The sequence below is a fragment of the Flavobacterium sp. HTF genome, from assembly GCF_003105115.1.
In the GTDB taxonomy this organism is placed as follows: Bacteria; Bacteroidota; Bacteroidia; order Flavobacteriales; family Flavobacteriaceae; genus Flavobacterium.
The window spans coordinates 1-24,163 of the sequence record NZ_QETH01000068.1 but is presented as its reverse complement, the minus strand read 5'-3'; the positions used below and the strand labels follow the sequence as shown (position 1 = coordinate 24,163).

General features: G+C 32.8%; 23 protein-coding genes and 1 pseudogene. 4 read left to right on the top strand and 20 right to left on the bottom strand.

Annotation, left to right across the window (positions count from 1 at the left end; all coding sequences use genetic code 11):
- Positions 1-225 precede the first annotated feature (225 nt).
- The 3 genes and pseudogenes from DCO46_RS16940 to DCO46_RS16930 form a co-directional block, all read right to left on the bottom strand.
- Positions 226-417: a hypothetical protein gene (locus DCO46_RS16940; protein ID WP_116753685.1), complete on the bottom strand. Its 192-nt coding sequence runs from the start codon at positions 415-417 to the stop codon at positions 226-228.
- Positions 418-552: 135 nt separating this feature from the next.
- Positions 553-929 (bottom strand): annotated as a pseudogene (locus DCO46_RS16935) (XRE family transcriptional regulator).
- 551 nt (positions 930-1,480) lie between these two features.
- Positions 1,481-1,924 carry a hypothetical protein gene (locus tag DCO46_RS16930; RefSeq protein ID WP_116753684.1) on the bottom strand — a complete coding sequence of 148 codons (444 nt, stop codon included), beginning with the start codon at positions 1,922-1,924 and terminating at the stop codon, positions 1,481-1,483.
- Positions 1,925-2,079: 155 nt separating this feature from the next.
- Here DCO46_RS16930 and DCO46_RS16925 point away from each other — a divergent pair, with 155 nt between their 5' ends.
- Entirely contained in the window at positions 2,080-2,508 is a 429-nt protein-coding gene (locus DCO46_RS16925) for a hypothetical protein (protein ID WP_116753683.1), read from the top strand.
- A gap of 239 nt (positions 2,509-2,747) precedes the next feature.
- On the opposite strand, the gene DCO46_RS16920 is transcribed toward DCO46_RS16925, so the two are convergent.
- The 10 genes from DCO46_RS16920 to DCO46_RS16885 all read right to left on the bottom strand — a co-directional run bounded on the left by DCO46_RS16920 (position 2,748) and on the right by DCO46_RS16885 (position 8,664).
- The gene (locus DCO46_RS16920) at positions 2,748-3,569 is read right to left on the bottom strand and encodes a hypothetical protein (protein ID WP_116753682.1); all 822 of its coding nucleotides are present in this window, start codon (positions 3,567-3,569) and stop codon (positions 2,748-2,750) included.
- Between the two features lie 3 nt (positions 3,570-3,572).
- Positions 3,573-4,085: a hypothetical protein gene (locus DCO46_RS16915; RefSeq protein WP_116753681.1), complete on the bottom strand. Its 513-nt coding sequence runs from the start codon at positions 4,083-4,085 to the stop codon at positions 3,573-3,575.
- 160 nt (positions 4,086-4,245) lie between these two features.
- Positions 4,246-4,791 carry a hypothetical protein gene (locus tag DCO46_RS16910; protein WP_116753680.1) on the bottom strand — a complete coding sequence of 182 codons (546 nt, stop codon included), beginning with the start codon at positions 4,789-4,791 and terminating at the stop codon, positions 4,246-4,248.
- A complete protein-coding gene (locus DCO46_RS22750) occupies positions 4,784-4,954 on the bottom strand; it encodes a hypothetical protein (protein WP_165828993.1) in 171 nt (56 codons plus the stop codon). Before DCO46_RS22750 ends, DCO46_RS16910 begins: the two co-directional genes overlap by 8 nt.
- 103 nt (positions 4,955-5,057) lie before the next feature.
- A complete protein-coding gene (locus DCO46_RS16905; protein WP_116753679.1) occupies positions 5,058-5,468 on the bottom strand; it encodes a hypothetical protein in 411 nt (136 codons plus the stop codon).
- Positions 5,469-5,579: 111 nt separating this feature from the next.
- Positions 5,580-6,053 (bottom strand): hypothetical protein, encoded by a 474-nt coding sequence (locus tag DCO46_RS16900; protein WP_116753678.1) that lies wholly within the window; start codon positions 6,051-6,053, stop codon positions 5,580-5,582.
- A 2-nt stretch (positions 6,054-6,055) separates the two neighbouring features.
- Positions 6,056-6,775, bottom strand: a complete 720-nt coding sequence (locus tag DCO46_RS16895) for a hypothetical protein (protein WP_116753677.1) — start codon at positions 6,773-6,775, stop codon at positions 6,056-6,058.
- Positions 6,776-6,884: 109 nt separating this feature from the next.
- The gene (locus DCO46_RS22745; RefSeq protein ID WP_165828991.1) at positions 6,885-7,055 is read right to left on the bottom strand and encodes a hypothetical protein; all 171 of its coding nucleotides are present in this window, start codon (positions 7,053-7,055) and stop codon (positions 6,885-6,887) included.
- A gap of 3 nt (positions 7,056-7,058) precedes the next feature.
- Positions 7,059-8,252 (bottom strand): hypothetical protein, encoded by a 1,194-nt coding sequence (locus DCO46_RS16890; RefSeq protein ID WP_116753676.1) that lies wholly within the window; start codon positions 8,250-8,252, stop codon positions 7,059-7,061.
- A gap of 76 nt (positions 8,253-8,328) precedes the next feature.
- On the bottom strand, positions 8,329-8,664 hold the full coding sequence (locus DCO46_RS16885) for a hypothetical protein (RefSeq protein ID WP_116753675.1): 336 nt from the start codon (positions 8,662-8,664) through the stop codon (positions 8,329-8,331).
- 584 nt (positions 8,665-9,248) lie between these two features.
- On the opposite strand from DCO46_RS16885, the gene DCO46_RS16875 reads away from it, so the two are divergent.
- Positions 9,249-11,165, top strand: coding sequence for a DUF294 nucleotidyltransferase-like domain-containing protein (locus DCO46_RS16875; RefSeq protein ID WP_116753673.1), 1,917 nt, complete (start codon positions 9,249-9,251; stop codon positions 11,163-11,165).
- Between the two features lie 3 nt (positions 11,166-11,168).
- Positions 11,169-11,765 carry a PolC-type DNA polymerase III gene (locus DCO46_RS16870; RefSeq protein WP_116753672.1) on the top strand — a complete coding sequence of 199 codons (597 nt, stop codon included), beginning with the start codon at positions 11,169-11,171 and terminating at the stop codon, positions 11,763-11,765.
- Between the two features lie 99 nt (positions 11,766-11,864).
- Here the strand turns inward: DCO46_RS16870 and acs are convergent, their stop codons facing one another.
- The 7 genes from acs to DCO46_RS16835 all read right to left on the bottom strand — a co-directional run bounded on the left by acs (position 11,865) and on the right by DCO46_RS16835 (position 22,447).
- Positions 11,865-13,772: an acetate--CoA ligase gene (gene acs, locus DCO46_RS16865; RefSeq protein ID WP_116753671.1), complete on the bottom strand. Its 1,908-nt coding sequence runs from the start codon at positions 13,770-13,772 to the stop codon at positions 11,865-11,867.
- A 504-nt stretch (positions 13,773-14,276) separates the two neighbouring features.
- The gene (gene ilvC / locus DCO46_RS16860) at positions 14,277-15,746 is read right to left on the bottom strand and encodes a ketol-acid reductoisomerase (RefSeq protein ID WP_116753670.1); all 1,470 of its coding nucleotides are present in this window, start codon (positions 15,744-15,746) and stop codon (positions 14,277-14,279) included.
- A 44-nt stretch (positions 15,747-15,790) separates the two neighbouring features.
- Positions 15,791-16,312 (bottom strand): acetolactate synthase small subunit, encoded by a 522-nt coding sequence (gene ilvN / locus DCO46_RS16855; RefSeq protein WP_116753669.1) that lies wholly within the window; start codon positions 16,310-16,312, stop codon positions 15,791-15,793.
- Between the two features lie 86 nt (positions 16,313-16,398).
- Positions 16,399-18,087 carry a biosynthetic-type acetolactate synthase large subunit gene (gene ilvB / locus DCO46_RS16850; protein WP_410503667.1) on the bottom strand — a complete coding sequence of 563 codons (1,689 nt, stop codon included), beginning with the start codon at positions 18,085-18,087 and terminating at the stop codon, positions 16,399-16,401.
- 69 nt (positions 18,088-18,156) lie between these two features.
- On the bottom strand, positions 18,157-19,830 hold the full coding sequence (gene ilvD / locus DCO46_RS16845; protein WP_116753667.1) for a dihydroxy-acid dehydratase: 1,674 nt from the start codon (positions 19,828-19,830) through the stop codon (positions 18,157-18,159).
- A gap of 267 nt (positions 19,831-20,097) precedes the next feature.
- Positions 20,098-21,216 (bottom strand): 3-isopropylmalate dehydrogenase, encoded by a 1,119-nt coding sequence (leuB, locus tag DCO46_RS16840; protein WP_116753666.1) that lies wholly within the window; start codon positions 21,214-21,216, stop codon positions 20,098-20,100.
- 55 nt (positions 21,217-21,271) lie between these two features.
- Positions 21,272-22,447 (bottom strand): 2-isopropylmalate synthase, encoded by a 1,176-nt coding sequence (locus tag DCO46_RS16835; RefSeq protein WP_116753686.1) that lies wholly within the window; start codon positions 22,445-22,447, stop codon positions 21,272-21,274.
- Positions 22,448-22,602: 155 nt separating this feature from the next.
- Here DCO46_RS16835 and DCO46_RS16830 point away from each other — a divergent pair, with 155 nt between their 5' ends.
- On the top strand, positions 22,603-24,147 hold the full coding sequence (locus tag DCO46_RS16830) for a hypothetical protein (RefSeq protein WP_116753665.1): 1,545 nt from the start codon (positions 22,603-22,605) through the stop codon (positions 24,145-24,147).
- Positions 24,148-24,163 lie beyond the last annotated feature (16 nt).

Below are 24,163 nucleotides of genomic sequence, written 5' to 3'. Positions count from 1 at the left end.
AATTAAACTGAAAGGTAAAGACAGAATCGCTGTAAGTGCTGTACTTTTTGAAAAAGATGGAAAAATACAATTTAATAAACGAAGCGGGGACGATGTAGGTCCCGGAGAACTTATTCTGACCAAACTATATGAATAAATACTTTTTCAATTTTCTAAAAATAAAAAATAAACCTATGTATTAACTAATACAAAGGTTTATTTTATTTAGCTAAATAAAAAACAGTTTTAAGGAATCCCAATTATTGTTTTTAATTCTGCTAAACTTTCTTTCGTTCCAATTTCGTGGCCTCCATTAGTTTTAATGATACAAAATGCAGTATCTGTTTGTCCGGGAATTGTATAAACGGCGTCAATATTTTCTGTAACGATAAAACATGGTTCGTCGCTATCATACAAGGTAACTTCAATAAAAGCCATAAATTTTTGATTTTTAAGTTAATAACTATATCTAATGTAAGAAAAAAACGTCAATATTTTACATTAAATTATTTATTACTTTGTATAAAAACAAAATAAGAAAGGCGTAGGGAACTTAGTTTTATTAAAGTTTATTTATTTCTTTTCAATCAATCTTTCTAATTTGTCAATCATTTCCTTTTGCTGTTGAAGCATACGTTCGTAAAGTTCTACCATTTTATCAATTGGGCTAAAAGATGGCTGATAGTTAAATCCTGATGCAACAGCATTATCTTTAAAATCCTGGAAGGAATAAGTATTTGCAATAACATTTACAGCTTGCTCTTCGTCAAAGTTTTCAATAGCTTCTACAGGCAGCTTTAAGATTCTGGCAACCTGTTCTAAAATATTCTTTTCTATAGATTCTTTTTGCTCCAAAAGAGAAATTTTCTTTTGATGCCCAGCATTTCACGGAAACGTTTTATATTTCTACCTTGATGTATTATTTTATCTGTCATGTCGATATCTATCATAACTGTCAAATATAAGATTTTTACTTAAAATAATTAAGACATATAAAGGTTTAAATTATAATTTCACTCAACTGAAAATCCGTTTATTTGAAAAAAATAAAATAATTTTTCAAATATGAGAAAATTGAAGCATCACAACGTTACATGAAATCTTGACTAATGTATACATTGTTAAAGTAAAATTTCAACGCGCAAAAATCTTTTATTTGAAATTTGAAAATTATATTTATAAAATATGAGAAAATTTAAAGCCATAAATGTTACAAGCTTGAAGATTTCATAAATCTCATATTTGAAAATAAAATAAACTATTTTAGAAATATGAGATTCTGAAATAAGAGATAGATATATGAATAAGAAGGAAATACAAATAATAAAGCCTCACGAGCCTCCAATTAAACACAGATACTTTTGAACTATAATTTATAGTATGAATTGCAGGACGTCCAACAAGATGTTAACAACTTTATTAACAAAATGGACGTTTAAAGAAATCTAAAATATAAAATATTTGGAACATAAAAAAACCCCGTTTTATTGGGGTTTATTTTTTATCCTTTTACTTCATTAATTAGCTTACCATTTATAAAGTATTGCATTAATGACTTTCCTTTACTCAGGCGGTACAATGTCCTTATTGTATTGCCATCGAAAATCCTAACCTCTCCATAAGTCAAATCATCATCAGGCGTTACAAATGTATAAGACAAACATCTATTGTCTAATAATGTAACATTGTAAAGTTTAAACTTTGAAACATTTTCATAAACTAAATCAGCAGAAAGCAATTCATTAGTTTTAAAATCGTTTGCAAATTTATTTTTAACCTGCTTACTAATCATAATATCAGGATAAAGAAGATTGACCTTTCTAATCAATTCATATTGTTCAAGAGATGCAGTCTCAGTTTTTTCAAGATAAACTTTCATACTAGCATCCTGAGAAAAAGCCGGTATAGAAATCAATATAAAAAGTAATAGAGTAATTTTTTTCATGTGGTTTTGTTTGTGAGTTTATAATTACTAAAGATTTCCAAATATAGTGCCAATAATTTTACTTTACTTTGTCAATTGCTATAAAAGAATAAATAATTATACTTTAAAAAATGTTTAACTTGGTAATCATTTTAGAAACCAGCAAAACTTAAAGCATGAAGGAAAATCCATTTAAATTTTTTGATAAAATTTTAGAATATCTTTATAATAATGACCACAAGTATATCACTTTTCAAGAATTGACTGAAAATATTTTTCCTAAATCAAAAAAGGAAATTAAATTCAAGAAAATTGTAGAAAATATTTTTGAAGAAACTGACAGACAAAAAATACTGGCTAATGCTTTACTGCACTTAAAAAGCGAAGATTTAATTAGCTATAATCAAGTAAAACCAATTACAGATATTACAGTAAGGATCACACAGAAAGGTATAGTTAAAATAAAAACTAATAGTTTTTGTAAAGAACACAATAGAACAGTGTGGAATCATAGAATAGATAGATTCAATAAAATATTAACACCAATGATAGCACTATGCGCATTTTGTTTGTCCTTATATAATTATTTCAATACTAATAAATAAGCCTCTGTAAATTAATACAAAGGCTTATCTATTACAAAATCATTACAATATTGTCGAGAAATATAATTACCAGTTTTCCGGTTGTAAATATTGATATAGTGATAATCAAATCCTATATCTTTTAACAACCAATTATGCAGGTAAAATATTGACTTGCAAAACTCTATTTTTATAGGTTTAATGTTTTTGTCTTTATTAAAAGCCGTACAACTGTAAGGAGTAGGGGTAGTATTAGCCATTTAGAAAAATTTATTTCTAATTTCAATTGTTAAACTAAATGCCGGAAGTTCTATTTTAAAACCACCATCAACAGCCTTTAATGTAGTAAAAACAAAAGGTACATAGGTGCCAGTTGCTATACTGTCATTAGCCATTAAATACACCTCGTTTGTCCTTGCATCCTGATAAATCCTAAGCAAATGATAGCGACCACCAGTATAAACATAAGTAGATGTTACTTTAATATACATGCCATTCATTTGCATTGTATCAGCAGTTAAAACAGTCCTTTGCTCATTAAAATCTGTAGGCATTGTCGCCAAACCGTTTTCATTATCAAAATGGTTTGCAGTCCATACATCCATATTTGAAGTACTGGAGATTTTTAAAACACTTTGAACAATGTAAGGCTTTGAATTAGTAGAAGATGTTAAATTATAAACGTTCCCTCTATATTGCGGATTTTCATAAATCTTAAAGAATTTTTGAGTTTGTACAGGGAAATTATTTACAACAACTTCCTGAACTCCTGTAGCCTGATTTGCTACTTTTAAACGGATTTCTGTCCACGGAGTAAAAAAGTCGTTTAAAGGAATGACGTTTAAATCTGTCATACTTAAATCATTGATAACAGAAGCGACTGCAATATTATCAACATTAGACAATTCAACGCCTTCAACTCTTTTATTATCCAAGTATAAAGCGATTAGGAAGAAATTAGTATTAATTCCATCGACAATATAAAAATAACCCATTTCGTCTACATAGGTTAACTCAACAGGCTTTGTTTTAACCGTATAAGTATCATCTATATATTGTATATAATCTTTTTTAGTACTCATAACTTAACTAAATAATGGGACTTTCTTTAAGTCCGAAGTTGATAAATATTTTTTTAAGTCTGTCTTTAAATCACGTCTTGTAATAACATAATAGCACGCAACGACTAAAGGAACAGTTGTAGCTTGTTTTACTTTAAGTAACTCGTTTATTGTTTCCTTTTCATTTTCAAACATTGCAGACCAATCAATTAAAAACCAGTTCCAGTCTGCATCTTTAGTTGCTTTATCAGTACCTAACCAAACAGCGAGAGACTCAGCAATATCATGCACTTCTTTGCGAGGTGTAATTTTAGTAAGTTCTATCTCTTTAGTTAATGGATTTGCTACAGCAATCTTTAAATCATTTTCATAATTTAATTGGTCGCTTTCCTGTCCGGTTTGTTGTAGTTTTTTATACAACTTTAGTATTAATGGATAACCTAAAATAACACCAATAATAACATACCAGTATAATTTTAAGAAATCAAAAAGCCAAACAGAATTTGCTTGGCTTTTAGTTCTATTTTGAATAGCCATTTATAAATTATTTTTTAAATAATTTCCAAGCTAAAAACCCCGCTAAAGCGACTAAAACAACGTTTGCAATAATTTTATTATTTGCGTAAAAAAGTTTGATTTTATCTAACATGATGTGTAATTTTTGAATTAATAGTTTATCTTCTTTTTGGGCGTTTGTTTAGACTGTAACGCTTAAAACAGTATAAAAAAAAAGCAGTATAGGAATTATCAAATAATTGAATTTAAATTTCTTTTTAGCCATAACGGTAACACCGGAAAGGTTATAATCTCCCAAAATGTCAATAGCATCCTGAATATCTGAATCAAGTATTAAAGTATGATCAGGAGAACATTCATGTTTAATAATTGCCCTTGCAATTACTAAGTAGAATTTTGCATCTATAATTTTAATAGTTTGGTCAGGAGTTAAACCGACAGCCTTTGCAACAACATCAATGTATTTTTGAGTGTCGTTTTCAGAGGGAGGAGCATATTCAGTTATTAATTTTCGAATAGTATTCTTGCCTTTGTCGATATCATTTGTTAAATCCCTCAACATTGCACGAATACCAAATTTAACCTCTGTAAATTGCTCAAAATGCTTGTCTGTATTTTGACTGTTAGGAATTTTCCCCTGCCAAGCAATATTTGTCATTACAAGATTGCCCGGATTGTTATTTCTTACACCTCTGGTCAATTCTTTTCTACCTAAGAAACTACTCATTTTCAGTGATTTTTAAAGGTTCGTTTTTAGGCTCATCTTTTCCTAAATCAAGTTTGCTTAACTCGTCAGAAACAACTTGAATACCTTTTAAAATAGCGGTTACAATAGCACCATACTTAACGATAATCCCGATGATAGCAACAATACTTTTAACACTTTTCATAACTTAGTTTTTTTTAATTGTTTTCTTTTTTCTAAATACTCTTTGAGTAAATCAACTCCCTCATGAAGTATTAGAGGGAGAAATTTTAATATTATCTTAAACATTAGTTAGAACGTAAAAATGTACCTGCATAACCTCCGTTTTTTGCCTTTGGATTAATAACAATAGCCATTGAATCAACGACTACCTTACCAGTACTTTTTTGCATAGTACCCCAATGAAATTGTTGAGTACCAGTTTTAGTATTAGTGAATGTTACAGCAATGGAACCAAACCACCCTTTTTCAGAAAGTTGACTTTTGGAAGTCGTTACGGCTTTAATAGAAATCAACTCACCTTTTGACAATCTCCAACCAGTTGTTAGATGTTGTTCAACTCCTTTATTAGGACCCGTTTCAGGAAAATAAGTAGTATGCTTTGCACCTGAATGCTTAACCTTTTGTTTATTTTGGTTATTATTGTTGTTAGAATAACCCTTATTTTGATTATTGTAACCTTGATTATAATTTCCCATTAGTTTATAATGTTTTTTATTATTAGAATTATTTCTGCAAACTTTTTTAAGATAATTACAGCCGAATCTATCAAGAATACTACAAGATAGATTCGAAAGTAATTTTTAGGTTTATCGTTTTCTTGCACGAGTTGAACGACCATTTTTATCACGTCTTAAGTACCATACCAAAGCAATGATTCCGGCTAAAGCACCTACAACAATTTTCCAGTTTTTATTGAACCAAACCTTAATTGTACTGCTTACCATAGTAGCACCAATCTGACCACCACCTTCAACAACACCGGCAGAAAGACCATTGTTAACACCTTCCATAACACCTTTTGCAAACATATTAGCGCCTGCATTTGCTACTGCTCCAGTAACTTGACCAGCCTGAGCCAAAGCAAGTTGATTGTTATATTCAGCTTGCGCAGCATTATTAGCTTTTTTTGCTTCGTGAGCATCCTGCAAATTTTGTGATATGTTTTGAACCGCACCACCAACGAAAGGGATTGCGCCCATAATTGGAGTAGCAATTTTCACAAGATTTTTAAAAGAAACATTTTTCTTTATTGCCTGACCGATTTTTTTAAAGAATCCCATAATTACACGCTTTTTACCGTTCTTACAACGAAATTAATAATTGCCCCCTGAGACTTGTTTATCTCTAAAGCATGCACAGCCACTAAAGGCAATGTTAATCTATCAGCCAAACCTTGTACAACCGTACCAGCTTGCAATATTGCCTGTATAGGGTCAACATCACGACTTAACGTTTGTAATTCGAAAGGAAGATATTTAACAACCTGACCATTTTGAAAGTGATAAGAAAGGTCTGAAACAGAAGCGTGTACGGTCATAATAGCTAAATCAAAACCTGAAACTTCTATCTTTTTGTTGAACTCCTCAGATGCAACAGTTTTTTGTTCAAAAAAGTACAAATCAGTTGTAAAAACAGGCTCTTCAATTCCATGCAGTTCATAAGACTGCTCACTATCCAAATCTTCCAAAGTAATTTTAATGCTTTCTTTGTCAGCTAAGAATATAGAACCCTCTTCAGCTAACTCACATAATGCAATTAAAGCTTTACTTGCATCTGATTGAGTTGTTTCAGTTCCGTATGTACTCGCAAGAATAAAATCTTTAAGAAGTACTTTATTAGCAAGAATAACATTCGAACCATTTCCACGCTCAATGTAAATGCTTATTTTTTCAGTTGTCAAAGCTGACAATGCTAAATCACTTGAAATGATTAAAGAACCGATTGACTTTGTAACTTGTAATTCCGGCGATTTTGTAACGCCTGTAATAGTTGCAATTTTCATTTGTATAATTTTTAGTTTGTAAATTTCTTTCACAAAGGTTATTGCAACTATTATTTGACGTTTTACAATTCTTTACATTTCTTTATATTTCTTTATATTTTTTTACATTTTACGTAAGTATTTTATAAGCTATTAAATCTGAAATCATTAAATAATTTCTTTTTAACTCTAAGCTGTCTAAAATAGTTTGATACTCTTTTAGCGCAGTTGGATAACTTACACCAAGCAAATGCATTAACTCAGTTTTAGTAACTTTTTGGCTTGTATTTTGTGTTTTCATGGCTTATAAAAATAAAAGTTGATGTTCGTTAAATAGTTCAGAATCAAAGTCATTTACTAATTTTTCCTTTGTTCTAAATTCGTGTAGGTAGAAATGTAATTTGTTTTTAAACCAAGTTAAAAGCGGTTTTTCCGTAAGCATATCCATATCTTCAAGCAATAAATTAAGCGCAACAATGTAACTAACACATTGATTATTTGCGTAATATTCTCTAAAAAGGGATTTCGCCAAACGTTTTTTAATTGTGGTACTGGAGAGAGTTACTTTTTTTAAACGCTTAATTATAGGATTGAATTTTGATATTTGCGACTGCAAAAAATCAAAATCAAACAACATTATAAGCTTTTCTTTATTGATTTGGCTTTTGCCAGTATTCTCACGTAATTCAAAAAAACCTTTATTAGCTATTTTTAGTAATTCGTATAAGTTTGCTTTATCAAAAACACCCCAAGTCATTGACTGACTGACTTTTGTATCTGCTTTTGAATGTTCATTTAACCCCCTGAAAAACGCAGAATTTAATTGATATTCAAAACGCCAAACATTATCATTTTTTAAATCGTTGTTAGCGTAATACTCATTTATATAAGGCTTTTCAGTTAACTGGAGCGATAGCGTTTTATTATAGCATCGTATTATTTTATCGGATGTTCTTTTCCCAATTTGGAAGCCGTTAAGAATCGACTTTCCTTTATACGTTTCAAAATAGCTTTGTAAATTTTTGGGACGACCTGAAATAAGGTAGTTACCTCCAACAATATTACTATATAAATTACGGTAAGAATTGTTGACATCAGACTTATCAAGGCAAATATCCAGTCTATTAATCGACTTAAAATTATATTGTGTTTCATTGCAAAAATCATTTATTATACTTTTTAAAGTATCGTTTGTTAATGTGTAAAAGAGATTGTTTTCTATTTGTAATTGCGCTAATTGTTCGCTGATAATTGCGCTACGTGGTTTTGCAGTATAAATACCAATTTTCAAATCTTCATAATAAAGGTCTGCACGTATTTCAAATATTTTTGTGCCGTAATCATATGGTTTTAATCTAAATTTTGAGTTTTCCGGAAATTCTCCAAAAGGCTGACCTTCCAAATTAAGTATTAAGTAGTCAATATTTATAAGCGTAGTTTTTAATTTATTTGTTTTTAATTTAGTCTTGGTTTGATGACGTTCTTTATATGAAATCATATTTTTGGAGTAGGTTTAAGTGAGTTAGTTGCCGTTATACCCTAAGGCAACGATTTTTAAAGTAGGAGCGTGGTAATTACTCATTAATTGGATTAAGGTCTGGAAACATTGACCAATGAAGTTTTGGAACATCATTAACAGTAAAAACAATACTTGCAGTCGCTTTTTGTGTGAGTTTTTTTAAATCTAAATTTTGGGATTTAAAGAAAAGTGATTGTTTATTAAACTCTGAGTAAATTTTTCTGTCAATTTCCTGAATTTCTTTTATTATAAAATCGTACTGGTAATGCATCTGGTCAATAGATACAGTTTCAACGGGATTATTAATATATTCTCTTAAATCAGTAACAAGACAAGCAATTTGAATAAGTAAGCCGTCTTTTTTAGCGAGTAATCTTGTTATTTCTGACATAATCAAGGAGTTAAAAGATTATGTTTCAGTAACTTTTTAAGGAGAGTTTTGCAGGAATCACAATAAAAGATAAATTCGTGCAAAGCCTGATTTTGACGAATTATAAAACAATCCTTTTCTATGTGAATGGAAATTCCTACTTTCGAACCACGAACACGAATATGCAGTATTTTATGTGCAAGCTGTTCAGTTTTACAAAATGGTCGAATTTTTTTTAAAAAAGTTTTTGCGTTGAATGTGGTTGTACGCATTGATTCTACATGTACAAGTAATAACACGTAGTTTTCCAAAGAAGAGCGTTTTAAGGCCATAGTTAATTGTTGAAAAGTTATTCAACAAATGAACTATAATTTATATTATGTAAAATAGAATCCTTGCATTACCTGCGTTTTTTAAACTTTCAGATCATATTTTATTATTCTGTTGAAAAGCTTCTCTTTACAAATGTTCAGAATAATAAAAAGATAATTTTAAAGTTATTAAATCATATCTTTTCAGATTTACTTAAAATCGCATAGATGCTTTCGCTTTGAGATTTTATTTATTATTTTTACACTCGATACTTTAAAAAAATTATCAGAAATATGAATACAATCGCTGAGCATATCGCAGATTTTTTAAAAGAATATCCGCCATTTAAAAATTTATCTTTTCAGGAATTATCTGACATCGCGACTAATATTCGTGTACTCAATTTAGAAAAACACGCAATATTATTTCAAAATAATGATCCGCTACATGATAGTTTTTATGTAGTGGCTTCCGGCGTTATAAATCTGACAACAATTGCTGATGCTGAAGAAACGATTATAAATAAGTGTCATGAAGGTGATATTTTTGGCTTAAGACCATTTTTTGCCAAAAACAACTATATGATGACGGCCAAGGCACGCGAAGAAAGTATCATCTATGCTATACCAATCGCAGTTTTCAGGCCCTTTGTTGCTAATAATTCTGATGTTTTAAACTTTTTACTGGAAAGTTTTGCTACAAATTCAAGACATACCAAAGACAGTGTAAATTCTAACGGAAAATTAATTTCTGATACCTCTTTTTATGTAGACCAGCAATCAGAAATGCAATATATTCAGTCACTTAACTATAATAATTCTCCATTAAAAACAGAACCGCACCATATCGTAAAAGATGTTGCTATTTTAATGACAGAAGCTATGGTTGACAATATTGTAGTTTGCGAAAAAAACCACCCGATTGGTATTGTTACTGATTCTGATCTGTCTTCTAAAATTGCGACAGGCCGCTATCCTATTACGGAAACAATTGACAAAATCATGTCATCACCGGTTGTTACAGTATTAGAAAATGTGTCTTTAGCCGAAGCACAGCTATTAATGCTAAAACATAACGTTACCCACTTGTGTGTAACGAAAGACGGAACAAGCAAATCTGCTGTCAAAGGAATTATTTCTGAACACGACCTGGTTGTCGCTCAGGCGAGCAATCCCGGGGTTTTGATCAAAGAAGTAAAACGTTCTCAGCTTCCAAAAGATTTAAAACAAATTCGCGACCGCTTGTCTGATCTGATTCAGAACTCAATACAAAAAAATATCCCGATTTCCCATGTTAGTAATATTGCAAGTGAAATAAACCTGGCAATTATCAAACGTGCTGTAGAATTATCAATCCTTGATTTAGGCTCTCCTCCTGCTCGTTTTGCATGGTTAAGTATTGGTAGTCAGGGGCGTAAAGAACAACTTTTACTGACCGATCAGGATAGTATTTTAATATTTGAAGATGTTACTCCTGAAAAGTACAGAGATGTAAAAGATTACTTTTTGAGATTAGCCAAAAGAACTACAGCCATCCTGGAAAAAGTAGGTTACGAACTTTGCCCGAACGGACATATGGGAAGTAATATGCTTTGGTGTAAGTCATTGACAGACTGGACAAAACAATACAACAGCTGGATGAATACTCCAGGTGAAAACAGCAACGATTTGAGCAGTATTTTCTTTGATTATGAAATAGTTTTTGGTGAACCCAAAATAGAAGAAGCTATAGAAAGTGTGATTTTTAAAAATGCCGTTAATAATACTTTATTCTTTGACTTTTTAGGAAACGATGCTCTAAAGAAAAACTCTCCCCTGAGCTTTTTCAAAAAATTCATTCTAGAAGAAGATGGTCCTTATAAAGATAAATTTGATATAAAAACCCGTGCCTTAATGCCTTTAATTGACGGGGCACGTTTATTAATTTTAAATGCCAATATTAAAGGAATTCAAAATACCTATTTAAGATTCAAACAATTAGCTATTACTGATTCAAAAAATGCCGAAATTTACCTAAGTTGTGCCGAGGCTTTTCTGACATTGTCAAAATTCAGAACTGTCGAAGGATTAAAAAATGACGATTCTGGTCAATATATCAACTTAAGAGAAATGTCTAAAAGTGATAAAGAAAAACTAAAAAATGCCTTGTCACCTATGAAAGATCTTGAAGAATTAATTAAGAATAAATTTCAACTTACACAATTCTCCTAAAATATGCTAGACTGGCTTAAAAATATCAATAAAGACTATCCTGATTTCTGGAAGGATTACCTGATGAAATTCGAAACCAAACCAAACCGGTTTGTTGTATTGTCAACAGAAACCTCCGGACTCAATCCTGATAAGGATGTTATTTTGTCATTAGGGGCTTTTGCAGTTGTTGATGACGGAATTGTAATCAAGGATAGTTTTGAATCTGTTTTACTGCAATACAAATTCCTGCAGGATAACGGACTTTCAAATGAATTTATCATTGACAGCAAATTGGTAAAAATGCAGGAACCTGATGCTATTGAAGGTTTGATTAATTTTATTGGCAATGCTATTTTGGTTGGTCATCATATTAATTTTGATATAGAAATGCTCAACAGCGCATTGGAACGTCTTGATTGCGGGAGAATCAAAAATGAAGCTTTGGATGTTGATATGATGTACAGAAAACTCACTGATATCAATGATAAACAATTTTCACTGGATGATTTGTGTGATATTTATAAAATTCCAAAAAGCGACAGAAATTCATCTTCGGAAGATGCTTACCGAATTGCGCTTTTATTCTTAAAATTAAAATCAAGATTGGGAATCAAATAATTATTTAAATTCCATTTTTTTTTCAAATTCCAAATCCAAATATTTAAATAAAAAAGCCTCTTAAATTAAGAGGCTTTTTTATTATATAAATTGAAATTCCTAAATTTTTCCTTGAGTAATTTCTTCTACAATTTCAGGATTTAATAAAGTTGAAGTATCTCCAAAATTAGAAAAATCTCCTTCAGCTATTTTACGTAAAATTCTACGCATAATTTTTCCTGAACGTGTTTTTGGTAAACCAGAAACGAACTGAATTTTATCCAGTTTTGCAATTGGCCCAATGTGATCGGCAATATACTGGTTGATCTCTTTAGTCAGATTCTCTTTATTTCTAACTTCTCCGGTTTCTTTCAGAATAACATAACCGTATAATGCGTTTCCTTTGATTTCATGAGGGAATCCAACAATAGCAGATTCTGCCACAGCCGGGTGTTCGTTGATGGCATCTTCAATTGGTGCTGTTCCTAAATTATGTCCTGAAACAATTACAACATCATCTACTCTACCTGTGATTCTGTAATATCCAACTTCATCTCTTAATGCACCGTCTCCAGTAAAGTATTTACCAGGGAATGCAGAGAAGTAAGTTTCTTTATAGCGGTCATGATCTCCCCAGATTGTTCTGGCGATTCCAGGCCACGGAAATTTAATACATAAACTACCAACAACCTGATTACCTTCAATCTCGTTACGTTTTTCATCCATTAAAACAGGCTGAATTCCCGGTAAAGGTAAAGTTGCGTAAGTTGGCTTTGTTGGTGTAACAAATGCAATTGGCGAAATCATAATTCCTCCCGTTTCAGTTTGCCACCAGGTATCTACAACCGGACATCTTTTATCTCCAACGTGGTCATTAAACCAGTGCCAAGCTTCTTCATTGATTGGTTCTCCAACAGATCCAATAACTTTAAGCGATTTTAGAGGATACTTTTGAATATAATCTAAACTCTCTTTTGCAAGTGAACGAATTGCAGTTGGTGCTGTATAAAATTGTGTGATTTTATGTTTTTCGATAATATCCCAGAAACGGCTAAAATCAGGATAAGACGGAACTCCTTCAAAAATTACGGTTGTTCCTCCATTTAATAAAGGTCCGTATAATATATAAGAGTGACCAGTAATCCATCCGATATCGGCAGTACACCAGAAAATATCATTTTCTTCGTGACTAAAAACATTTTTGAATGTGTAAGCCGTATAGACCATGTAACCTGCAGTGGTGTGAACCATTCCTTTAGGTTTTCCTGTAGATCCTGAAGTATACAAAATAAACAAAGGATCTTCGGCATCCATAATTTCAGCAACGCTATTATCGATAGCAGCATCTAATAAAGGCTGTAACCAGATGTCACGTCCTTCTTTCATTTTAACTTCTGTATTGGTTCTTTTAACAACCAGAACTTTAGTAACAGACGGACAAGAATTTAATGCTTCGTCAACAATTCCTTTAAGGTCAATTGTTTTATTTCCTCTGTAACCTCCGTCAGAAGTAATTACCATTTTACATTCGCAATCGTTAATTCGCGCAGCTACTGCTGAATCTGAAAATCCTGCAAAAACAACAGAATGGATTGCTCCTATTCTGGCACAAGCCAATACTGCAACGGCCAGTTCCGGAATCATTGGTAAATAGATACAAACTCTGTCGCCTTTGCGAACACCCTGCTCACGCAAAACATTCGACATTCTTGATACTCGTTCGTATAATTCGTTATAACTTATGTGTAAAGCAGTTTCTGAAGGATCATTCGGTTCAAAAATAATGGCCGTTTTTTCTCCTCTTTTACTTAAGTGTCTATCGATACAGTTTTTAGTAATATTAACTTTTGCTTCTGTAAACCACTTTACTTCAGCATCAGCCATATTAAAATCAACTACTTTCTCCCATTGTTGATACCAAGTAAAATTTTCTTCAGCTATTTTTCCCCAGAATTTTCTTGGTTCTCTTATTGACTTATTGTAATGTTTAAAATATTGTTCTAAATTTTCAATTTTATAATAACTCATACTTAATGGAATTTTTTTATAAATGTATTAAATCTGTCTGTATTCTTAAAATTATTTAATTCATAAATTTTGACATAAAAAAACACATATTAAAAAAAATATCGATTTTTTATGAATTTTATATAAAAAATTGGCTTTTACTTATAAATTGCTTATCGCAAAAAAGGCACAATAAACTAATATTATGCCTTTTTGATTTTAACAATTTCAATAACAATTAATTTTTCTGTAATCCTGTAATCTAAATGTCCTGCCCTATTTTGAAAATAGCAGCATTTTATTAATTAATATAGAAATCAAATAAGCATATTTTAGTACAAAATATACTTCATTCGTCGGGATTACCTTCACTTAACTTTACAAGACTCACAAAAGTTAAGTGAAATGTAATATGCATCTATATCCATATTATCTTAATAAGTGCTTACTAATTCAAAATATTACATAAAAAAAAGATACAGTGCAAATCCCAGCACAGTCGATAGTGCGGTAATTCCCAATTTATTAGCCAATTTTTTTCATTGCAGTCATAGACTCTCTCAACCATGCTCCCACTTCTTCAATAGGATGTTGACGAATTTCTTTGTTTACTGCTATCAGGACAGCATTATCTACTCCGTTTGAAGTCGAGAATGGTTTTCCTATAATGTTTGTGTCTACTTTTTTCATGAATTCAGTCAACAACGGTTTACATGCGTGGTCAAATAAATAACAACCATACTCTGCTGTATCAGAAATAACACGGTTCATTTCAAATAATTTCTTTCTTGCAATTGTGTTAGCAATCAAAGGTAATTCGTGTAATGACTCGTAATAAGCAGATTCTTCAATGATTCCTGCCTCTGTCATCGTTTCAAATGCTAATTCTACACCAGCTTTTACCATTGCGATCATCAATACTCCATTATCAAAATATTCCTGCTCAGAAATTGGAGCTTCCTGTGGAGCTGTTTTTTCGAAATTAGTTTCTCCTGTTGCAGCTCTCCATTTCAATAAATTTACATCATCATTAGCCCAGTCGATCATCATCGTTCTTGAAAATTCTCCTGAAATAATATCATCCTGGTGTTTTTGGAATAACGGACGCATGATGTCTTTTAATTCATCTGCCAATTCATAAGCTTCAATTTTTGAAGGGTTATTTAAACGGTCCATCATATTGGTGATACCTCCGTGTTTCAAAGCTTCTGTGATAGTTTCCCATCCGTATTGAATTAATTTTGAAGCATAGGCAGCATCGATTCCTTTTTCAACCATTTTATCAAAACATAAAATAGATCCAGTCTGAAGCAATCCACAAAGAATAGTCTGCTCACCCATTAAGTCTGATTTTACTTCAGCTACGAATGATGATTTTAAAACTCCTGCTTTATGACCTCCTGTTGCAACAGCGTAAGCTTTTGCCTGATCTAAACCTAAACTGTTTGGATCATTTTCAGGGTGAACTGCAATAAGTGTTGGTACACCAAAACCTCTTTTATATTCCTCACGTACCTCAGAACCAGGACATTTAGGAGCACACATAATTACGGTGATATCTTTACGGATCTGCATTCCTTCTTCAACGATATTAAATCCGTGAGAATATGCCAAAGTCGATCCTTGTTTCATTAATGGCATAATCGCAGTAACCACAGCTGTATGCTGCTTGTCCGGAGTAAGATTACAAACTAAATCAGCAGTTGGAATTAATTCTTCGTAAGTACCAACTTTAAATCCGTTTTCAGTTGCATTTTTATATGAAGCTCTTTTTTCAGCAATTGCATCTGCACGTAATGCATATGAAATGTCTAATCCAGAATCTCTCATGTTTAACCCCTGATTCAAACCTTGTGCACCACAACCTACAATGACAACTTTTTTTCCGGCCAATGCTGCAATTCCATCTGCAAATTCTGATTGCTCCATAAATTCGCAAACGCCTAATTGTTCTAATTGTAATCTAAGTGGTAGTGTGTTGAAATAATTTGCCATTTTTTTTAATAATATTTAATGATGTGTATTTAATAAATTTGGTTCTATTTAAGTGCTTCTAACATTGATGAGATTTCCATTTTCTCTTTAGAAACTGATATTCTGCCCGAACGTACAAACTGCATGATCCCGTAAGGTTTAAATTTCGCGTACAATTCTTCAATTTCAGAACGTCTTCCTGATTTTGAAATCACGAAGAAATCGCGGGAAACCGTTACAATAGTAGACTGGCTTTCTTTGATGATATTCTGAATTTGTTTTTCATCAAACAATAAACTTGATGCAATTTTAAACAAAGCATTCTCTAAGTAAATTGTCTCTTCGTCTGTATGATAAAAAGCTTTTATAACTTCAATTTGTTTTTCAATTTGTCCAACGATATTCTGAACCCATTTCTCAGTTGTTTCTACTACAATAATAAATCTTGAAACGTTTTCTATCTCTGATTCAGAAACGTTTAGACTTAATATGTTAATGTGTCGCTTTAAGAATATTCCTGATATTCTATTCAACAAACCAACATTATTTTCTGAATATACCGATATGGTAAATGTTTTATCTTCCATTGTTTTTTAGTTTTATTTGTTTCAGGTTTAAAGTTTCAGGTTTTGCTTAACCTGGAACATGAAACCTGAAACCTGAAACTTTTTTTCTAGCTTAATCTAATTTGAGAAACACATGCTCCTGTTGGAATCATAGGAAAAACGTTGTTTTCCTTTTCTACCATAACTTCTAAGAAATAAGAATCTTTTGAAGCCATCATCTCGGCTACGGCAGCATCTAAATCTTCACGTGCACTTACTCTTTTAGACTTGATATGATATCCTTCTGCGATTGCTACAAAATTTGGATTAATCATTTTTGTCGAAGCATATCTGTTGTCAAAAAACAATTCCTGCCATTGACGCACCATTCCTAAAAACTCATTATTTAAAACAACAATTTTTACCGGCACTTGTGTCTGAAAAATAGTCCCCAATTCCTGAATTGTCATCTGGAAACCTCCATCTCCGATAATTGCCACAACTTCACGGTCCGGTCTTCCCATTTTTGCCCCTATTGCGGCTGGCAATGCGAATCCCATAGTTCCTAAACCTCCGGAAGTGATATTACTTTTTGTCGAATTAAATTTAGCATAACGACAGGCAAACATCTGGTGCTGACCAACATCTGAAACCATAATAGCATCACCTTTTGAGTGCTTATTAATCATTTCGATGGTTTCTCCCATGGAAATTCCTTTATTATTGGTTGGACTTAATTCTTCTCCAATAACTTTATCAAATTCTATTTTATATTTTTCTTTAAAAACGTTATGCCATGCATCATGAGATTTATCATCGATTAACGGCAATAGTGCTGTTAATGCTTCTTTTACATCTCCTAAAACAGCTACTTCTGTTTTCACATTTTTATCAACTTCGGCCGGATCAATTTCAAAATGAATCACTTTTGCCTGTTTTGCGTATGTTTTTAAATCTCCGGTTACACGGTCATCAAAACGCATTCCGAGAGCGATAAGAACGTCACACTCATTGGTTAATAAATTTGGTCCGTAATTTCCATGCATTCCAAGCATTCCAACATTTAAAGGATGAGATGTTGGCAAAGCCGAAAGACCTAAAATAGTCCATCCTGCCGGAATTCCGGATTTTTCTATAAATGCTTTTAACTGCTCTTCGGCTTCACCAAGAATAATTCCCTGACCAAAAACAATAAAAGGTTTTTTTGCACTGTTGATTATAGCTGCAGCTTCTGCAACTTTATCTAACTTTAATTTCGGTACAGGAATATAACTTCTGATTCCGGTACATTTTTCATAACTAAATTCAAACTCATCAAACTGAGCGTTTTTAGTAATGTCAATTAAAACCGGCCCCGGACGACCAGAACGGGCAATATAAAATGCTTTTGCAATAATTTCAGGAATCTGAGAAGCTTCTGTAATCTGAAAGTTCCACTTGGTAACCGGAGTCGAAATTCCGATAATATCTGTTTCCTGAAATGCATCTGAACCCAATAAATGTCTACCAACCTGCCCTGTAATACAAACTAAAGGCGTTGAATCTATCTGTGCATCTGCAATTCCTGTAACTAAATTTGTTGCTCCCGGCCCTGAAGTAGCAATAGCTACACCCACTTTACCTGTAGCTCTTGCATACCCTTGCGCGGCATGCGTTGCACCTTGTTCGTGACGTACTAAAACATGGTGTAACTGATCCTGAAATTTATATAATTCGTCGTAAACCGGCATTATGGCTCCTCCCGGATATCCATAAATCAAGTCTACTCCTTCTGCTAATAAACATCTTATAACGGCTTCTGCCCCTGATATTTTCATTTTTCCCATGAGGTAATTTATTGTTTAGAATCTGAGAAATTTAGTACTTCAGATTCATTTTTTTGTCGATTAATTGTCGGTAACGCATCCTGTAGAAGCGCTTGAAACCGATCTTGCGTATTTTAGTAAAACTCCTCTGTTAACTTTTAAAGGAGGCTGAATCCAACTCGCTTTACGAGCTGCAAATTCTGCGTCAGAAATTTTCAGATCAATAGTGTTTTTTACAGCGTCGATGGCGATTATATCTCCATCCTGAACAAGTGCAATTCCACCACCATCATAAGCCTCTGGTGTTACGTGTCCTACCACGAATCCATGCGAACCTCCGGAGAACCTTCCGTCTGTGATCAGAGCAACGCTGCTTCCTAATCCGGCTCCAATAATCGCAGATGTAGGTTTTAGCATTTCAGGCATCCCCGGACCACCTTTTGGTCCACAATACCTGATGACGACTACATTACCCGGTTTTATTTTTCCGGCCTCAAGACCTGGAATTACTTCAAATTCGCCTTCAAAAACTACGGCAGTTCCTTCAAAATATTCTCCTTCTTTTCCGCTGATTTTTGCTACAGCACCTTCAGAAGCCAGATTTCCGTATAAAACCTGAATATTTCCTGTTGGTTTTAATGCTTTTTGAATTTCATGAATTACTTCCTGACCATCCTGTAAATCAGGAGTAGAAGCCAAATTTTCAGCGACTGTTTTTCCTGTTACAGTTAAACAATCTCCGTGAATCAATCCAACTTTTAATAAATATTTCATTACTGATGGAATACCTCCCACTTCATGAATATCTTCCATCATATATTTACCACTTGGTTTCATGTCAGCAAGAACAGGTGTTCTGTCATTAATTGCCTGAAAATCATCCAAAGTAATTGTTATTCCAACTGAGTGAGCCATTGCAATTAAGTGCATAACGGCATTTGTTGAACCTCCTAAAACTGCTACAATTGTAATAGCATTTTCAAAAGCTTTGCGCGTCATGATATCTCTTGGCTTAATATCTTTTTCTAATAATATTTTGATTGCTTCACCTGCTGCCAAACATTCGTCTCTTTTCTCCTGACTTAAAGCAGGGTTTGAAGAACTGTATGGCAAGCTCATTCCCAATGCTTCAATTGCAGAAGACATAGTGTTTGCAGTGTACATACCACCACAGGCACCAGCACCAGGACAGGCATTCTGGATAACACCTTTAAAATCTTCCGGAGTGATTTCTCCTTTTACTTTTTTTCCTAAAGCTTCAAAAGCAGATACAATATTTAAAGATTCTCCTTTCCATTTTCCGGAGTGAATTGATCCGCCATAAACCATCATTGACGGACGGTTTAATCTTCCCATTGCAATTAACGCTCCGGGCATATTTTTGTCACAGCCGGGAATGGCAATTACACCATCGTACCATTGCGCTCCAACAACTGTTTCAATAGAATCTGCAATTACATCACGTGAAACGAGTGAATAACGCATTCCTTCTGTTCCGTTTGAGATTCCGTCACTAACACCAATAGTATTAAAAATAAGTCCGACCAGATTTGCATCCCAAACACCTTTTTTAACATCTTTTGCTAAATCATTTAAGTGCATGTTGCAGGTGTTACCATCGTAACCCATGCTCACAATACCTACTTGTGCTTTTTTTAAATCTTCTTCAGTTAAACCAATACCGTACAACATGGCTTGCGCTGCAGGTTGTGTCTGATCTTGGGTGATGGTTTTGCTGTACTTATTTAATTCCATTATGTATTATTTTATTTTAATTTTTATTCAAAAAAAAACCTTCCAGTATTTGGAAGGTTTGTAATATAGTTTTTCAATTATATTTATACCATTCCCGATGCAGATGTGCTAAACACATTGACAACAACGACAGAAGTAATAATAATTGAGATTTGCATCTTTATTTTTTTAGTGTTACAAAAGTATAAAAACTTTAAGAACTAAAAAAATAAAATCTCAACATTTTCAATACTTCTTGTTATTTATTTCATTATTTTAATAAAAAACTTAAACAATTGTCGATTGACCGATACTAACGTTGTCATTATTAAAATATAACAGATCATCTTTGCTGAAAATGAAATTGGAAACAAACTCCCCTACTTCATTTGTGCCAAATTTAGAATCCGGTCTAAGATCTGTTGTAACTACTTTGTATTCAATTGCTTTTTCTACAGCTTTATAAATTACGCCGGCTTCTGTAAATAACCCAAAATGTTCCAGTAACATTGCCGCCGATAAAATAGAAGCAATTGGATTTGCAATATTTTTTCCTTTTGCCTGCGGATAAGAACCGTGAATTGGCTCAAAAAGCGCATTTTTTTCTCCTAAAGAAGCCGAAGCCAACAAACCAATAGATCCTGTAATAACACTTGCTTCATCAGATAAAATATCTCCAAATAAATTTTCTGTCAAAATCACATCAAATTGTTTTGGATTCAGAATAAGCTGCATGGCTGCATTATCAACAAACAAAAAGTCCAGAATAACGTCAGGATAATTTTCGCCCACTTTCTGAACTACTTTTCTCCATAATCTTGAGGTTTCCAAAACATTTGCTTTGTCTACCATTGTTAGTTTTTTGCGTCGGTTTTGTGCCGATTTAAAAGCCAGATGTGCAATTCTGGTAATTTCTTCTTCTGAATACTCACATAAATCCGAAGCGTGTGTTCCTTCTTCATTTAATGTTTTGGCTCCAAAATAAGCACCGCCTGTTAATTCTCTGAAAATAGTAAAATCAGCACCTTCTATAATTTCTCTTTTTAACGGAGATGCGTCGATTAAAGATTTATAAGGTTTGATTGGCCGAATATTGGCAAACAGACCCAATTCTTTACGCAGTTTTAATAATCCCTGCTCCGGGCGTACTTTGGCACTTGGATTATTATCATATTTGGGATCTCCGATCGCGCCAAATAAAACCGCATCTGTATTTAAGCACAGATTTAAAGTTTGTTCGGGCAAAGGCGTTCCTGTTTTATCGATAGCAATGGCTCCCATTAACGCTTCTTCAAAAACAAATTCATGATTGTACACTTCACCAATAGCATATAATGCTTTTTTGGCTTGTAAAATTACCTCAGGTCCAATTCCGTCTCCAGGTAAAACTGCTATTTTCAAATTCATAACGTCTCGTTCTTTATGTATTTAAATCTTTCTCTTGTTCTGTTTTCTTTTTTAACTAGCTTCTGATTAATTCCCCTTCAATTTTAGAAGCTTCAATAATCTGATGAATATCGGCGTCTACCACTTCTTTTTTGATATCGGCAAATTTCAAAAACTCAACATATACAATGTCTAATTGTACTTTTGTAAGTTCGTAACCTACTTTTTTAGCACGGTAAGCCAAAGCAGCTCTTCCGCTTCTTGCTGTTAATATAATAGACGATTCATTTACACCCACATCAAGCGGATCCATGATTTCGTAAGTTGCTCTGTTTTTAATCACTCCGTCCTGGTGAATTCCGGAACTGTGGGCAAATGCATTTGCACCAACAATTGCTTTGTTTGGCTGCACAATCATTCCCATACTTTCAGAAACCAAACGGCTCATTTCGTTTAATTCTCTTGTATTAATGTTTGTATCTAAATTAAGATACGGATGTTGTTTGAAAATCATCACCACTTCTTCAAGTGCTGTATTTCCAGCTCTTTCTCCAATACCGTTAATTGTACATTCAATTTGTCTTGCTCCATTTATGGCACCCGAGATTGAGTTTGCAGTTGCCATTCCTAAATCATTATGACAGTGACATGAAAGGATTACGTTTTCTATGCCTTTTACGTTTTCTTTTAAATATTTAATTTTTGCTCCGTATTCTTCAGGAAGACAATATCCTGTAGTATCCGGAATATTCAATACGGTTGCTCCGGATTTAATAACTTCTTCACAAACTTTTGCAAGGAAAGCATTGTCTGTTCTACCAGCATCTTCAGCATAGAATTCAACATCTTCTACATAAGATTTTGCATGTGCTACGGCATATTTTGCTCTCGCAATAATATCTTCCGGTGTCGTATTTAATTTATGGATTATATGAGATTCCGAAGTTCCGATTCCGGTATGGATTCTTGGTCTTTTTGCGTGCTTCAGTGCAGCAGCAGCAACATCAATGTCGTTTTTTACAGCTCTGGTTAGTCCGCAGACGGTTGCATTTTGTACAATTTTACAAATCTCAGAGACCGATAAAAAATCGCCCGGACTTGACACAGGAAAACCTGCTTCGATAATGTCAACTCCCATTTTGTCTAGTCGTTCTGCGATAACTAATTTTTGTTTAGTATCTAACTTACAACCTGGAACCTGTTCACCATCGCGCAAAGTGGTGTCAAAAATTTGAACTTTCTCTCTATTCATATTCATTTATTTAATGTAATTTCACATCTTGATAACAAATATATATTGTACTATCTCAGTACGAAATTCATTTTAATGAAATTATACTGTTCATAAAACAATTTATACGGTATTAAACAACTAAAAACCAATAAGTTACATTATTATATTTTACAATGGCTAACCATCAAAAAGATTTCTTATTTGTTCTGATAAAATCGCTTTCAAAATCTGAAAAAAGACAGTTTAAAATTTTTGCAAGTCGTTTGGAAACGAGTTCTAACACAAAATTTATTGAATTGTTTAATATTTTGGATAAATCTGAAAACTATGATGAAAAGCTCATTCTTAAAAGCGGTGTAATTCAAAAAGTACAGCTATCTAACTTAAAATCATACCTGTACAAACAAATATTGGTTAGTATACGACTCAATATCCCAAGTCAGAACATTCGTTATCAGTTGCGTGAACAAATAGATTTTGCTGTTATACTTTATAATAAAGGTCTTTATAAACAGAGTTTAAAAATCCTGGATAAGACCAAACAGCAGGCGCTTGAAAATGATGAAAAATATATGGCGTACGAGATTGTAGAATTCGAAAAACTGATCGAATCGCAATATATAACGCGAAGTATTCAGGGACGCGCAGATGAACTGGTTGTTCAGGCCAAAGAATTAAATTATCGCAATACGATTTCAAGCAAATTATCTAATCTCTCCTTGCAGTTATACGGAATCATGCTGAAAACCGGTTATGTAAAGAGTGACGAGGAATATAAGTATATAGACGATTATTTTAACCGACACGTTGCAAAGCTGGACGAAAGCAAATTTGGTTTCCGTGAGAAATACTGGTTTTACAATGCCAGCCTTTGGCGAAGTTTCCTGGTTCAGGATTTTCTGGCCAGCTACAAATTTGCTTATAAATGGGTTACGCTTTTTTATGATAATCCAAATATGATTTACCTGAATCCGGTATTTTTCTTAAAAGGAAATCATTACTTCCTGGAATCACTTTATATGCTGAAATATAAGTCGAATTTCAAAAAATACCTGACACTTCTTGAAGAGACAATAGCAAATCCGAAGTTTCCTGTAAATGATAACATTGCATCACTATCATTTCTGTATGTTTATAATAATAAACTGAATCTTCATATCCTGGAAGGAACTTTTGCAGAAAGTGAATATCTGATTCCTGAAGTTTTAGAGAAAATAAAATTACATAACGAGCACCTTGATGAACATCACGAAATGGTGTTTTATTATAAAATCGCTTCTATTTATTTTGGAAACGAAAAATACAATGAATGCATCTTTTATCTGGATAAAATAATCAACAACAAGAATTTAACGATGCGCGAGGACTTAATGTGTTTTGCGAGACTTTTGTCTTTAATTGCACATTATGAACTTGGGAAAGATTATTATCTTGAAAATCACCTTAAAAACACGTACAAGTTCCTATTGAAGATGAACAATCTGCATGAAGTTCAGAAGGAAATCATCAAGTTCTTAAGAAACCTGAATAATTTTTATCCGTCAGATATCAAAAAAGAGTTTATCAAAATGCGGGAACGTTTTATTGAACTGGAAAATAATACTTATGAAAAGAGGGCTTTTCTTTATCTGGATATTATTTCATGGCTGGAAAGCAAAATTGAAAACAGAAAAATTGCTGATATCATGAAAGAGAAAGCGAGACTGAATAATCGATAATTTTTTAAATTACAAT